This is a genomic window from Suilimivivens aceti (assembly GCF_025567405.1).
In the GTDB taxonomy this organism is placed as follows: domain Bacteria; phylum Bacillota; class Clostridia; order Lachnospirales; family Lachnospiraceae; genus Suilimivivens; species Suilimivivens aceti.
Genome location: NZ_JAOQKJ010000003.1, coordinates 1 through 12,559, shown reverse-complemented (window position 1 = coordinate 12,559; position 12,559 = coordinate 1). Strand labels below are relative to the sequence as shown.

Genomic DNA, 12,559 nt, shown 5'->3' with positions numbered 1-12,559 from the left:
TATCTTTTATATCAGGATCAGCCAGACAAGCATGGAAGCCATCGCAGCAATATGTAAAGTACCGATGATCCGAAATGGAAACAGCAGGATAAATATCGGTAATATGGTGAAAATAACAGCCCAAAGCGGAAATGCTGCGGTACCGGTAATGATAGCCACAATCAGCGTAATAACAAAAAGGAGATAGGCAAGATAGCAGCTCTTTGTGATCGGCGCACTGTTAAAAAGATCAAGCATCAGACCATGCGCTTTTGTATCGCGACCGAGTTTGAGAAATACATATTCCGTCAGGGCATATTTTACGTGATGCGCAGTACCAAGGACAATAAAAAATGCAATAGATACAAACAGGATGGATCCGTAACGTCTGGAGTGTCCATATATGTAGGCACTCAGTGAGAAATACCCGAGAAACTGCAGAAACAGGGAGAATGCACCAAGGATGGCAGAACGCATGGGTATTTTTGGGGATACACCCTCCAGAAGGTGAGCCATTTTTTTCTCATTAGTGAGATCTTTGAAATTTTCCAGTTTCAGCTGTCCATTAGGAAAAATAGACAAAATGCGGTCGCAGTACATATTACATGTATGACCGATGATTCCAAGCAGCAGCATGAGTTTCAGAATTGTAGAACTCATAGAATTCACCTCCGACAGAATATAGGTAGTTTTTGACACTACCTGAAAGTACAAGGGGGAAAAGCAAATGAAGATCTACGAATATGGTAATCAGAACAAGTCGAAAATCCTCTTGATCCATGGGATGTGGATGACACACGAAATGATGCTGCCGTATGTAGATCAGTTGATGGATGATTATCATATCATTGCGCCAGACCTGACAGGACATGGGAATGATAAAGGCAGGTTTGAATCAGCGCAAAAGGAGGCGGCAGAGATTACAGACTGGCTGATGCAGAATCAGATGAAAGAGCTTGCACTTGTTTTCGGAGTGTCGCTTGGCAGCGTGATTGCAATGAATGTGATCTCCCATGAAGAACTTTTACATACGCACTGTGCTGTTATGGAGGGGGCTTCTCTTACATGCTTTTATGGTGTGGAATGGCTGTTTCGGGCGATGTTCCGGGAAATGAAAAAGCGTCCGGAGACAATCGCCAATCTGTATGCCTCCATGCAAGACTGGATGCAGATGTACAGCAGAAGCTTTTGGACACGATGGCGAATACGGATAAAGAGGAGCTTTTCAATCTGGTACATGCCTGCAATAGCTATCCGTTTGAAGAATGCCCGCTTTCGCCGGAGTTGCAGCGACACCTATTTTTTTGAATTCGGGAACCGAGATTCTCATCTGGTCTGTCAGAAAGCAATCAGAAAATATTATCCCGAAGCGAAGATCACAACAAGAAAAGGCTATGGACACTGTGGCTACATGTTTGCGCACGGGAAGGACTATGCAGCGCTGTTGCGAAGCTATATGGAAAAGGAAAAATGAGACCACTGCGCTTGCGAACGTTGGTGGATTTGGCTGACAACAAAAAGGATGTGGGTTATGAAGGAGAGAGTACATCTTTCCATGTTATAATGTGAAAAGATAAATGCGAAACATGCTAACACTAGTAGATATTTTATAGTCTACGAAGCGTAGAATCCGCATATATTCACCATTCTCTACGTTCCGTGGGTGTGAAACATCTACTTTATATACTATTCTGAGGTCAGAAAGGAGGAAAACAATGGATCAGGTAAAAATTGGAAAGTTTATTTCTGATGAAAGAAAGGCAAAAGGGTATACACAGAAACAATTATCTGAATTGTTGGGAATCAGTGATAAAACAATATCGAAATGGGAGTGCGGAAACGGTTTTCCGGAAGCGTCACTGCTGTTACCATTGTGTAATGAATTAGAAATAACAGTAAATGAACTTCTGACCGGCGAGAGAATTTCTCAGCAAAATTATAAGAAAAAAGCGGAGGAAAATATGGTGAATATGATTAGAGAAAAGGAAGAGAATAAGCAAAAAATATTATTAACAACAATTATTGGTGTAATATCAACAATTACGTTTGTGACGTTACTATTAGTGGTTTGTTTTTACACAGATGTGATTGCATTACCAATTAAGATTGTGCTAATGATTATTGCGTTAAGTGTGTTCGGTGTTGGATTATATGTTGCAATGTGGGGAGACAGGAAGATAGGATATTTTAAATGCAGGAATTGTAATGAACTGTTTACTCCAACATTTATGCAATATAATATGGGAATGCATTTATTAAGCACAAGATACTTAAAATGTCCTCACTGTAAGACAAGAACCTGGTGCAGGAAAGTCATGACCAAGGAGTGATAATCAAATCATATAGATAGAGTATGGCAACAGCAGGTTGCTTTTCGGAACATGAATTTATCTATATGATATGGTTATGGAGGTGACGACTATGGAAACGAAAAATATTATTTTGAAGCTTTGTACTGAAAGAGGAATGTCACAGGACGAGCTGGCAGATAAAATTATGGTAACAAGGCAGGCAGTATCACGTTGGGAAAATGGTGTTTGAGTTATAATAGGACCAAGTTAGATGAAATCCAGTAAAATCAAGGGGATATGCCTAATTTAGTCCTTATTTTTATACCATTTTAATCGGCAGATAAGGCAGCGCTGACAAATTAAACCGAAATTCAAACACAGCACAAGCAATTCAGGAGTCATGACCTGAGTGTGGTTCGTGCACCCAAGTGAGGTGACAATTTAATAGTTTTATTTAGGTAGGACTAAAGCACATAATTTTGATTACTGTTATGAGGAAATAGAGAAGAATCTGGGGAAGATGTATGACCCGATTGTGGGTATAGATGTACTCGATAACTGGGATGAGATAACAAGTGTGGTCAATAGATAAGCTGTATTTATTAAAAAAGCATTCTGAATTTCTCGTAGAACTTTTGTACTATATATGCTATAATGTTGAAATAAATTTGGGTTAAGGTTTATACATATATAAGCAAAAGGAGGAGCGTAGCTTGAGTCATTTACCATTAAACATTCGTGTCCCAATCGAGGAAGATAATCCCAGCATTATTCGTATGGAAGAAAAGTGCATAAAATGTGGTATGTGTAAGGATATATGTACCAGCCAGATTGGTGTGCACGGAACATACACATTAGAGCAGACCTGTGGGGAGGCAGTATGCATCAATTGTGGGCAGTGTGCCAATGTGTGCCCGGTAGACAGTATAACGGAAAAATATGAATATAATCATGTAAAAGAGGCAATCAAAGACCCGGATAAGGTTGTAATAGTCAGCACATCCCCTTCAGTAAGAGCAGCACTTGGCGAAGAGTTCGGTATGCCAGATGGCAGCTTTGTACAGGGTAAGATGGTGGCTTTACTCAGAAAGCTTGGAGTTAATTTTGTTCTTGATACAAACTTTGCAGCCGATTTGACAATTATGGAGGAGGCAAGCGAGTTAATAGAGCGAGTTACTAAGAACACCGCACCTTTGCCACAGTTTACCAGCTGTTGTCCAGCCTGGATAAAGTATGTAGAGACATACTATCCTGAGATGATTCCTAATCTCTCAACAGCAAAAAGTCCAATTGGAATGCAGGGACCAACAATTAAGACATTTTTTGCTAAGAAGAAGGGAATTAATCCAGAGAATATTGTTAATGTGGCACTTACACCATGTACGGCAAAGAAGTTTGAAATTCGCAGAAATGAAATGAACGCTGCAGCGAAATATCTTGGAATTGATGACATGCGTGACATGGATTATGTTATCACTACAAGAGAACTGGCAAAATGGGCCAAGGAAGAAAATATGGATTTTGCCAGTCTTTTAGATAGTGATTATGATGATTTCATGGGCGAAGCTTCTGGAGCTGCTGTTATTTTCGGCAATACCGGTGGTGTTATGGAAGCGGCGCTGAGAACAGCATACGAATATATTACAAAAGAGAAATCTCCAGAACAGCTTTTGAATTTTACACCTGTAAGAGGTTATGATGGTGTTAAAGAGGCAACTGTAAAAATTGGAGAGCTGGATGTAAGTATAGCTGTCATTTATGGAACTGCTAATGCGGGAAAAGTAATTGAAGAAATAAAGAACGGAAATAAACAGTATCATTTTGTTGAAGTTATGACGTGTCCGGGAGGCTGTATCGGAGGCGGTGGACAGCCAAAGAATGTTATGAAGGACAAGGATGAAGTCAGAAAAGCAAGGATTCAAAGCCTGTACACGAAGGATGAGGCAATGATTATCAGAAAGAGTCATGAGAATCCTGATATTAAAAGAGTATATGAAGAATTCTATGGGGAGCCATTAAGTGAGCTGGCTGAAAAAATGTTACACACTTCATATGAAGACAAGAGCGAAATATTAAATAGAAAAGGAGATAAAGAAATGGGTAAATGGGTATGTAGTGTATGTGGATATGTACATGAAGGAGAGCAGCCACCGGAGCAGTGTCCAGTATGTAAGCAGCCGGCATCGGCATTTAAGAAAGAGGATGCAGTATCATCAAAGAGCAAATATGCAGGAACAAAGACAGAGAAGAATCTCTGGGAAGCATTTGCAGGAGAGTCACAGGCCAGAAATAAATATACATACTTTGCTTCTGTAGCAAAGAAGGCCGGATATGAGCAGATTGCAGCATTATTCTTACAGACAGCTGAGAATGAGAAAGAGCATGCCAAGCTTTGGTTTAAGGCGCTAGGAGAGCTGGGGGATACAGCAGAAAATCTTTTACATGCAGCTGAGGGTGAGAATGCTGAGTGGACAGACATGTACGAGAGAATGGCTAAGGATGCAGAGGAAGAAGGATTTACTGAGTTAGCAGCACAGTTTAGAGGTGTTGGAGCAATTGAAAAACTTCATGAAGAGAGATACCGTGCATTGCTTAAGAATGTAGAAGCAATGGAGGTATTTAAAAAGAGTGGAGTAACTATGTGGGAATGCCGAAACTGTGGGCATGTAGTTGTAGGACTTGAGGCACCAGAGGTTTGTCCGGTATGTAATCATCCACAGGCTTATTTTGAAGTAAGAAAAGAGAATTATTAATTAGTCTTTTGAGAGCAGTGTATTCATAAATTATTGCATTGCTCTTTTTTATTGTCTCCTTGGTTTATTCAGAGTAAACTTAAAATAAGATTTATGAAAAAATCAATATTGCATTGGCTTTTTCAGGAGTCGCATTAACATTAATGCTAAGTGCATTTGATATATCGACAGCAGGATTATTTGTGTCTGGACTTAAAGTGTGGCAGTTGGTACTAACAATCATTGAAATAGTTTGTTCCATAGGAAGTATTATTATGGTGCTAATTGCCACGGTGTGGTTTCTCATTTTATTACATGGAAGGACTGTAAAAGTCTTTAAAAGTGAGGACATCATAGACAAGGATATACACAAAGAAAAAAGTGAGTTTGCTGCTGTATGGGTTATGGATAAATACACAAATGCAGTGGGTGAAATGAGAGAAATTATACATAAAAAACAGAAGTCATTTGATAAAGCAATTGTTATAATAATTGTTGGAATAGTTATGTATGCAGTATCAATTCTTCTGCAAAAAGGAGGCTTTTAAGTATGAGCGATTCATCAATGGATGCAATCAAAAATGGGACAAAGTTACCTACTCGTCCCAATAATGATGCATCATCACATAAGCCTGTTGAATTGAATCTGCTCTCTGCAAACAGAAAGATTGTAAATATGTCATTCGTTCTGAATTTCTATCAGAAGGATGCAGTAAGTGATAACAGAAGCCAGACAAATTATCTGCTGTATTTTACAGATTCAAATGGTGTGCAGATTAGTGACACACAGAAGATTATTGCGGACAAGGTAAGCACGGATGGACAGGACAGAACTTTCCGTTGCAGTTTCAACTTGAAGTCACAGGCATATAGCAAGACAGAAAGTTATTACTTAAATATTGTGGAAGAAAGTAATGAGGTTCCACCACAGAAGGAAGAATTCCATATCGATATTGCATTTGCTGTAGATAGTTTCGACTTCTTCAGTTAATGCAAGATTGGAGGTGTTACGAATGGAGCAGATTGAAAGCTCTAGTGAAATTATAAAAGAAGGTGAGCAAGATGGAACTGTTTAAGAAGAAAAGCGTGTTGCAGTCTTATGACAAGGAAAATAAGAAGCCTGTAATCAAAGCCAGCATTTGTAGTGGCGAGCAGGTTGCTGGATTTAAGGATATACATACAGGTAAGATAGAAGAGGTTATGCTGATAAAGAGTTCAGCAGATCTTGAAAAATTTAAGTCTATGTATGGAATAGATGAAGAAATAGCAAAGGAATACTGATATGAATATACAGATATTTGGAACTAAGAAATGTAACGATACGAAGAAAGCAGAGCGTTTTTTCAAAGAGCGTGGCATCAAGTATCAGTTTATAGATATGAAGGAAAAAGGCATGAGCAAAGGAGAATTTAATTCTGTTGCTCAGGTCAATGGCGGTCTGGACAATATGATCAACTGGGATGGCAAAGATAAAGATTTACTTGCACTCATTAAATATATTGCTGATGAGGACAAGTTGGAAAAAGTACTTGAGAATCCGCAGGTAATCAAAACTCCGGTTGTAAGGAATGGAAAGCAGTCTACACTTGGATATCAGCCGGATGTCTGGAAAGGATGGAGTTAATGATAAAGAAAATAGTAAAAGATCCATTATTTCTTGCACAGAAATCTGTGGATGCGACAGATGCAGATAAACAGCTGGTAACAGATTTGCTTGATACGCTACGCGCTAATCTTGATCACTGCGTAGGTATGGCTGCAAATATGATAGGCGTTAAGAAGAATATTATCGTTGTGGCAGCAGGACCATTTCAGTTTGCAATGATTAATCCGGTGATTACAAAGAAGTCCGGAGCTTATCAGACAGAGGAAGGATGCCTGTCGTTAGAAGGCGTTCGTCCATGCACCAGATACCAGGAGATAGAGGTGGATTATCTTGACCAGAGCTTTAAAAAGCAGCATGGGAAATATTCCGGCTGGACGGCACAGATAATTCAGCATGAGATTGATCATTGCAATGGAATAGTAATATAAAGTACGGATAGGCAGCTTCCTGAAATGCGAGAGGAATATTTTAATGAGCAGAGCAGATAGAAGTTATAAAGATTTAAAACAAAAACAGAAAAGTGCTATTGCTGATAAAACTTATAGGATGTATTTAAAGTTTTACCTTGTAAACCAGAGAATGCCGACTGATACTGAAAAGGACAGCATTTGTAGAACACTGTTTACATCAGTATATGCTCTTGCTCCAAGAACAGAATATGATGAGTTCTGTAAGATTGTGGATAAGCGTGAAGCTGGTTATAAGGAGCGTATATTAAGGGATATTCAGAATGGCATTACTCCTGAAAAACTGAATATGAAAAAACATAAGAAAACTCCAGAGGAAAAGGCAGCTGTTTTGAAGATGAAAAGAAAACAGCGGAGAGCAAAAAGGAAAGCTATAAATAAGCAGGCAGTCGAAAATAACATAGATCAGGATGACACATTTTTTTACATAGCAGGGTATACTTCTGGTGGAGCACCATATGGAGTAACCTGGGAAGAAATGGGACTGGAACCATGGCAGGAATTAGAAGAGGAGTAATGAAGTGTACATAATAAAAACTATACAAGGCGATATAACTAAAATTAAAGATGTGCAGGCAATCGTTAATGCAGCCAATAATTCACTACTTGGAGGCGGAGGTGTTGATGGTGCCATTCATCGTGCAGCTGGACCGGGACTTTTAGCTGAGTGCAGAACACTTCATGGCTGTGAGACAGGAGCGGCAAGGATTACGAAAGCCTATAATCTACCTTGCGACTATGTAATACATACAGTAGGACCGATATGGTGTGGTGGTAGAGATAAGGAAGAAAAACTTCTTGCAAACTGCTATTTTAATTCCCTGAAGCTGGCAATGGAGAATGGAATTAGAACAATTGCATTTCCATCTATATCAACCGGAGTATATAGTTTTCCTGTAGAACTGGCGGCAAAGGTTGCAGTAAAGACAGTTAATAGATTCCTCCAGGATAATCTGGACAGCTTTGATTTGGTGGAATGGGTATTATTTGATTCTCATACAGAGTCGGTGTATGAAGCAGAAGTGGATAAGCTATATGAGTAATAGTAAAGTAATTTTCGAGGTAAGTGATAGATTTAAGGATAGGAAATAGATGAAGAAAAATGTAGAATCCATTTTTCCGTATGGAGCGGAAATATATAACGAAGGTCAAATTAATGGAAAAGGATTTGCTGTAGTTGCTGAGGAAATTCAGAAACTTGCAGAACAGACAAAAAAGCGGTAGATGATATCGGAAAAATTGTAACAGAATCGGTAAAAAATACGGATGGTGCAGTATCTGTTATGGAACAGAGTGTAAGGCTCACAGAAACCGGAATGTGCAGTATTCAGAAAGCCGGTGATTCTACAGCTATGATTACAGGAGCTAATGAGCAGATGACCAGACAGATTATGGAAATGGATAAGACGGTAGAAAATATAAGAATTCACAGCAGTGAAGTGGCATCATCCATGGAGCAGGTAAATGTCAATACACAAAGCAATTATAAGGCGATTGAACATGTAACTGCAGCGACACAGGAAAATAGTGCAGGTGCAAAGGCTATAGAAGATATGGTTGTGAGAATAAGGACATTAGCTATGGAATCGGAAAGGAAAGATGCATGAGAGTAACGGAAAAACTTGTAAATAGTCCAGAAGAAGAGGGGGTGACTCTTGAGTACATAAGGCTTACAAAGGACTTTGAAGAGATAAAAGAATATGTGAGGCATAAAGGGGACACTCTGACAGGATATAGGCAGACCAAGGAAAAAGTATCTGTCAGAATAGAGGATGTTCTGTATTTTGAGACTGTGGATGGTCTGGTGTTTGCATATACTGTGGATAGTGTTTATGAAATTAAAGGCAGACTGTATCAGGTGGAAGAAAAGCTCAACAACCACTTATGTAGAAATGCTTGCAAAAGAACTTAAAAACAGAGGGTTATATAAGGATGAACTGACAGAAGATTATATAAAAAATTTCATCATGGCAGCACCAATATATACTTGTCATTGACATGTATGTATAAAGTGATATACTATAAACAAGTTTATAGTAAACTGATTCATAGTATCGGAGATTTTATATGCCAAGTAGTCCAAAAATAAAAAAAGAAGATATGCTGCAGGCTGCACTGGAGCTTGTTTCAAAAAATGGATATGCCGCTCTTAACATAAAAGCTGTAGCCGGGGAACTGGGATGCTCTACAGCACCGATTTCATGGCAGTTTGGTGGAATGGATGGATTGCGTGAGGAATTGATTCCTTTTGCGGAGCAGTATGTGGAGGATAAGTATTACAGTCGGAATGAAAACGAACTTGCAACATTCGAACAAAGAGGAAAAGGAACCATTGACTTAGCATTAGAAAATCCTAATTTGTTTCGTTTCCTTTACATGGGAGAGCGAAGCCAGCTACTAAGTATAGGCTTCGAGTTACAGACGAATAATCAGGATGCCGCTAATGTGTATCAGGAGATGGCAGAACTGCTTGGGATTACACCAAAACAGGTAATGGATTTTGCGATGACAATGATGGTGTATACACAGGGGATAGGAACCCTTATTGCATCAGGAATCGTCAATGATACGAAAGAAAATATGTATCATATGCTTCATAATACAGGTATGACATATTTAAAAGGCTTAGGTGTGAAGGATAGCACTTTATGGGATTTATCAGGAGGTGACAGGTCAGATGAAAGCAATAGTAACGGATAAATGGATACTATGTCCGGTATGCGGTGCAAAGACACGGACGCAGATACTGGATGATACGGAGTTAAAACATTTTCCGCTGTTTTGTCCAAAATGTAAAGAAAGCTTTATATCAATGTAAAGGATGGATTCTATTAAAAAAGGTAAATCCAACGTATACTGCGTCATTTAAGGAAAGATGAAACAAAAGGAGAAGATATGGAATCAGATATCATTAAAATCAGTCATCTGAATAAAAGCTTTAGCGAAGTAAAAGCGGTAAATGATTTGAGCTTTCGTGTGAAAAAAGGAGAATTGTTTGCGTTTCTTGGAGTAAACGGTGCAGGGAAAAGTACAACCATTTCCATTCTCTGCGGATTGCAGAAAAAAGACAGCGGAATGGTTCAGGTAAACGGAATAGAAACTGACAAAGCCGGCGCACAGACAAAAAGAATGCTTGGTGTTGTGTTTCAGGATAGCGTACTTGATAAACCGCTTACGGTGAAAGAAAACCTAAAGAGCAGAGCTGCTTTATACGGCATTACAGGAAATGCCTTTGATAAGAGATTACAGGAGCTGGTCGAGATTCTGGATTTTGACGAGTTTTTAAACAGACCTGTAGGTAAGCTGTCGGGAGGTCAGAGAAGAAGAATTGATATTGCCCGTGCATTATTGCACAGACCGGAGATTTTGATTCTTGACGAGCCTACTACAGGGCTTGATCCGCAGACAAGGCAGTTAATCTGGAATGTTATCGAGAAGCTTCAGAAAACAGAAAATATGACAGTATTTCTAACTACACATTATATGGAAGAGGCTGCTAATGCCAGGTATGTTGTAATTCTTGACAAAGGAAGTATTGCAGCGGAAGGTACACCGTTTGAACTTAAAAATGATTATGTACAGGATATAGTGTCTGTTTATGGTGTTTCCGAAGATGAAATAAAGTCATTGAACAGAGAATATAAAAAAATACGTGACGGATATCAGTTAAAAGTAAGAAATACGAAGGAAGCAACGAGACTTATTGTAGAGCATCAGGACTTATTCACGGATTATGAAGTAGTAAAAGGCGGTATGGATGATGTATTTCTTGCAGTCACAGGAAAGAAGCTTGGAGGTGAACGCTGATGAGAACAGTATTGGCATTAATGAACAGGAACAGGAAACTGTTTTTTAAAGATAAAGGTATGTTGTTTACGTCAATGATCACACCCGTCATTCTGATTGTTCTGTACGCTACGTTTCTTGCAAAGGTTTTCAGAGATTCTTTTACAGCTGCGATTCCGGATATGATTACAATTTCGGATAAACTCATTAATGGAACCGTGGCAGCACAGCTGACAGCATCACTTATGGCAGTGAGCTGTATCACTGTAACGTTTTGTGTGAATCTGACTATGGTGCAGGACAAGACAAATGGAACAAGGAAGGATTTTAATGTTTCGCCTGTCAGCAAAAGGAAAATTTATTTGGGATATTTTCTGTCAACAGTAGCTAATTCTTTGATGGTCAATGGACTTGCGTTTGTATTATGCCTGGGATATCTGCTTAAAATGGGCTGGTATATGAATACAGCAGATGTATTATGGGTTTTATTTGATATGATATTGCTCGTTCTGTTTGGAAGTACGCTTTCAAGTATCATTAGCTTTCCATTGACAACACAGGGACAGCTTTCGGCTGTGGGTACAATTGTCAGCGCAGGTTATGGTTTTATATGTGGAGCTTATATGCCAATTTCAAATTTTGGTTCAGGTCTTCAGAAGGCACTGTCTTATCTTCCGAGTACATATGCCACTTCATTGATCAAGAATCATATGCTTTATGGAGTGTTCAGAGAGATGGAGAGAAAACATTATCCGGATGAAATAGTTGAAGCGATAAGAAACACTCTTGATTGCAATCCGGTATTTCATGGAAATGTGGTAAGTGTAAATCAGATGATCGGCATTATGATGGGAAGTATAGCTGTATTTGGAATTATTTATTATTTTGTTACATTGCTGCCAGATGGTGAAGGCAGACGATAGGAAATATTGTTTTTAGCGGGTGAAAGCCTAGTGTTTTAGCTGATGACACGATAGGTGTCGCTTATGTGACAGCACGATTCTTACTATTTTTCGTAGTATATGTTACCTTCCAATCAGCCAAGCTCTGCTTGTTTCAAGGACAGCAATATCGAAGTGGGAATCGGGAGTTTCCCATAGTTAAAGATACCACACCAAATATGATGAACCCACGCTTATACACTACCAGCTATAATAAACCGCAAGGACAGCAATTTGATGATACTGCTGTCCTTTCTTTTATAAAATTGCAGTACACATAAAAAAGCTGTAAAATGATAAATATATTTGTCCTTGTAACAATTCTCGGACATTTGCCTGTTATACTATCTGCAAAAAGCAAAGGAAGTGAGAATATGGAGCAGATTTTAATTGTCGAGGACGACAGTTTTTTGAATAAGATGTTAGACTATAACCTGACCGCAGACGGCTACGGCGTGACTTCTGCCCTAAATGCCAGAACCGCAGCCGAAGCCATCCGCCAGCGGGAATTTGATTTAGTGCTGCTGGACATCAACCTGCCGGACGGGAACGGTTTTGAACTGTGCAAGCTGATAAAGCCCCAGCACCCGGACACCATCGTAATATTCCTGACCGCCAACGATCAGGAGAGCGACCAGATACGGGGCTATGAGGTGGGCGCGGTGGACTACATCACAAAGCCCTTTGTGATTGGGGCCTTGCAGCGGAAAATCAAAGCCATGTTCGCCATGCTGGAACACCACAAACCGGCCAAGGA

20 protein-coding genes are annotated in these 12,559 nt (G+C 39.4%); 19 read left to right on the top strand and 1 reads right to left on the bottom strand.

All coding sequences use genetic code 11. The features are described 5' to 3' along the window. Nucleotides 1–6 precede the first annotated feature (6 nt). Entirely contained in the window at nt 7–639 is a 633-nt protein-coding gene (locus OCV77_RS03555) for a DUF6796 family protein (RefSeq protein ID WP_262573404.1), read from the bottom strand. Nucleotides 640–706: 67 nt separating this feature from the next. On the opposite strand from OCV77_RS03555, the gene OCV77_RS03550 reads away from it, so the two are divergent. From OCV77_RS03550 to OCV77_RS03460, 19 genes are all read left to right on the top strand, one after another. Further along, on the top strand, nt 707–1,453 hold the full coding sequence (locus OCV77_RS03550) for an alpha/beta fold hydrolase (protein ID WP_262573401.1): 747 nt from the start codon (nt 707–709) through the stop codon (nt 1,451–1,453). Nucleotides 1,454–1,694: 241 nt separating this feature from the next. Further along, entirely contained in the window at nt 1,695–2,309 is a 615-nt protein-coding gene (locus OCV77_RS03545; RefSeq protein WP_262573398.1) for a helix-turn-helix domain-containing protein, read from the top strand. Nucleotides 2,310–2,400: 91 nt separating this feature from the next. Continuing rightward, on the top strand, nt 2,401–2,520 hold the full coding sequence (locus OCV77_RS03540) for a helix-turn-helix transcriptional regulator (protein WP_262573396.1): 120 nt from the start codon (nt 2,401–2,403) through the stop codon (nt 2,518–2,520). A 463-nt stretch (nt 2,521–2,983) separates the two neighbouring features. After that, nucleotides 2,984–5,023, top strand: a complete 2,040-nt coding sequence (gene rbr / locus OCV77_RS03535) for a rubrerythrin (RefSeq protein WP_331488699.1) — start codon at nt 2,984–2,986, stop codon at nt 5,021–5,023. Between the two features lie 89 nt (nt 5,024–5,112). After that, the gene (locus OCV77_RS03530) at nt 5,113–5,550 is read left to right on the top strand and encodes a Pycsar system effector family protein (protein WP_465245909.1); all 438 of its coding nucleotides are present in this window, start codon (nt 5,113–5,115) and stop codon (nt 5,548–5,550) included. A 2-nt stretch (nt 5,551–5,552) separates the two neighbouring features. Next, a complete protein-coding gene (locus OCV77_RS03525) occupies nt 5,553–5,993 on the top strand; it encodes a hypothetical protein (RefSeq protein ID WP_262573391.1) in 441 nt (146 codons plus the stop codon). Between the two features lie 71 nt (nt 5,994–6,064). Then, nucleotides 6,065–6,283: an aspartate dehydrogenase gene (locus OCV77_RS03520; RefSeq protein ID WP_262573389.1), complete on the top strand. Its 219-nt coding sequence runs from the start codon at nt 6,065–6,067 to the stop codon at nt 6,281–6,283. A gap of 1 nt (nt 6,284) precedes the next feature. Beyond that, nucleotides 6,285–6,626 (top strand): arsenate reductase family protein, encoded by a 342-nt coding sequence (locus OCV77_RS03515; protein ID WP_055216175.1) that lies wholly within the window; start codon nt 6,285–6,287, stop codon nt 6,624–6,626. After that, nucleotides 6,626–7,036 carry a peptide deformylase gene (locus tag OCV77_RS03510; RefSeq protein ID WP_262573386.1) on the top strand — a complete coding sequence of 137 codons (411 nt, stop codon included), beginning with the start codon at nt 6,626–6,628 and terminating at the stop codon, nt 7,034–7,036. Before OCV77_RS03515 ends, OCV77_RS03510 begins: the two co-directional genes overlap by 1 nt. A gap of 43 nt (nt 7,037–7,079) precedes the next feature. Then, nucleotides 7,080–7,592, top strand: a complete 513-nt coding sequence (locus OCV77_RS03505) for a hypothetical protein (protein WP_262573384.1) — start codon at nt 7,080–7,082, stop codon at nt 7,590–7,592. A gap of 4 nt (nt 7,593–7,596) precedes the next feature. Continuing rightward, nucleotides 7,597–8,118: an O-acetyl-ADP-ribose deacetylase gene (locus OCV77_RS03500; protein ID WP_262573381.1), complete on the top strand. Its 522-nt coding sequence runs from the start codon at nt 7,597–7,599 to the stop codon at nt 8,116–8,118. A 49-nt stretch (nt 8,119–8,167) separates the two neighbouring features. After that, nucleotides 8,168–8,299, top strand: a complete 132-nt coding sequence (locus OCV77_RS03495; protein ID WP_262573379.1) for a hypothetical protein — start codon at nt 8,168–8,170, stop codon at nt 8,297–8,299. Between the two features lie 59 nt (nt 8,300–8,358). Further along, nucleotides 8,359–8,682: a hypothetical protein gene (locus OCV77_RS03490; RefSeq protein ID WP_262573377.1), complete on the top strand. Its 324-nt coding sequence runs from the start codon at nt 8,359–8,361 to the stop codon at nt 8,680–8,682. Next, nucleotides 8,679–8,987, top strand: coding sequence for a LytTR family transcriptional regulator DNA-binding domain-containing protein (locus tag OCV77_RS03485; protein ID WP_262573376.1), 309 nt, complete (start codon nt 8,679–8,681; stop codon nt 8,985–8,987). The genes OCV77_RS03490 and OCV77_RS03485 overlap by 4 nt, the downstream gene beginning before the upstream one ends. A 155-nt stretch (nt 8,988–9,142) precedes the next feature. Next, nucleotides 9,143–9,775, top strand: coding sequence for a TetR/AcrR family transcriptional regulator (locus OCV77_RS03480; RefSeq protein ID WP_262573375.1), 633 nt, complete (start codon nt 9,143–9,145; stop codon nt 9,773–9,775). Further along, complete coding sequence (locus OCV77_RS03475) at nt 9,753–9,893, top strand: cysteine-rich KTR domain-containing protein (protein ID WP_262573374.1); 141 nt, start codon at nt 9,753–9,755, stop codon at nt 9,891–9,893. The genes OCV77_RS03480 and OCV77_RS03475 overlap by 23 nt, the downstream gene beginning before the upstream one ends. Before the next feature lie 77 nt (nt 9,894–9,970). Further along, a complete protein-coding gene (locus OCV77_RS03470) occupies nt 9,971–10,882 on the top strand; it encodes an ABC transporter ATP-binding protein (RefSeq protein ID WP_262573373.1) in 912 nt (303 codons plus the stop codon). Then, on the top strand, nt 10,882–11,784 hold the full coding sequence (locus OCV77_RS03465) for an ABC transporter permease (protein ID WP_262573372.1): 903 nt from the start codon (nt 10,882–10,884) through the stop codon (nt 11,782–11,784). Before OCV77_RS03470 ends, OCV77_RS03465 begins: the two co-directional genes overlap by 1 nt. Before the next feature lie 392 nt (nt 11,785–12,176). Continuing rightward, a partial coding sequence (locus OCV77_RS03460) for a response regulator transcription factor (RefSeq protein WP_262573370.1) occupies nt 12,177–12,559 on the top strand: 383 nt, incomplete at its 3' end.

Excerpts from the sequence above, each read along its gene's own strand:
- OCV77_RS03515 (WP_055216175.1), top strand. The coding sequence starts at position 6,285 with ATGAATATACAGATATTTGGAACTAAGAAATGTAACGATACGAAGAAA.
- OCV77_RS03555 (WP_262573404.1), bottom strand. The coding sequence starts at position 639 with ATGAGTTCTACAATTCTGAAACTCATGCTGCTGCTTGGAATCATCGGT.
- OCV77_RS03510 (WP_262573386.1), top strand. The coding sequence starts at position 6,626 with ATGATAAAGAAAATAGTAAAAGATCCATTATTTCTTGCACAGAAATCT.
- OCV77_RS03470 (WP_262573373.1), top strand. The coding sequence starts at position 9,971 with ATGGAATCAGATATCATTAAAATCAGTCATCTGAATAAAAGCTTTAGC.
- OCV77_RS03540 (WP_262573396.1), top strand. The coding sequence starts at position 2,401 with ATGGAAACGAAAAATATTATTTTGAAGCTTTGTACTGAAAGAGGAATG.
- OCV77_RS03465 (WP_262573372.1), top strand. The coding sequence starts at position 10,882 with ATGAGAACAGTATTGGCATTAATGAACAGGAACAGGAAACTGTTTTTT.
- OCV77_RS03505 (WP_262573384.1), top strand. The coding sequence starts at position 7,080 with ATGAGCAGAGCAGATAGAAGTTATAAAGATTTAAAACAAAAACAGAAA.
- OCV77_RS03525 (WP_262573391.1), top strand. The coding sequence starts at position 5,553 with ATGAGCGATTCATCAATGGATGCAATCAAAAATGGGACAAAGTTACCT.
- OCV77_RS03480 (WP_262573375.1), top strand. The coding sequence starts at position 9,143 with ATGCCAAGTAGTCCAAAAATAAAAAAAGAAGATATGCTGCAGGCTGCA.
- OCV77_RS03550 (WP_262573401.1), top strand. The coding sequence starts at position 707 with ATGAAGATCTACGAATATGGTAATCAGAACAAGTCGAAAATCCTCTTG.
- OCV77_RS03490 (WP_262573377.1), top strand. The coding sequence starts at position 8,359 with ATGGAACAGAGTGTAAGGCTCACAGAAACCGGAATGTGCAGTATTCAG.
- OCV77_RS03520 (WP_262573389.1), top strand. The coding sequence starts at position 6,065 with ATGGAACTGTTTAAGAAGAAAAGCGTGTTGCAGTCTTATGACAAGGAA.
- OCV77_RS03495 (WP_262573379.1), top strand. The coding sequence starts at position 8,168 with ATGAAGAAAAATGTAGAATCCATTTTTCCGTATGGAGCGGAAATATAT.
- OCV77_RS03475 (WP_262573374.1), top strand. The coding sequence starts at position 9,753 with ATGAAAGCAATAGTAACGGATAAATGGATACTATGTCCGGTATGCGGT.
- OCV77_RS03485 (WP_262573376.1), top strand. The coding sequence starts at position 8,679 with ATGAGAGTAACGGAAAAACTTGTAAATAGTCCAGAAGAAGAGGGGGTG.
- OCV77_RS03545 (WP_262573398.1), top strand. The coding sequence starts at position 1,695 with ATGGATCAGGTAAAAATTGGAAAGTTTATTTCTGATGAAAGAAAGGCA.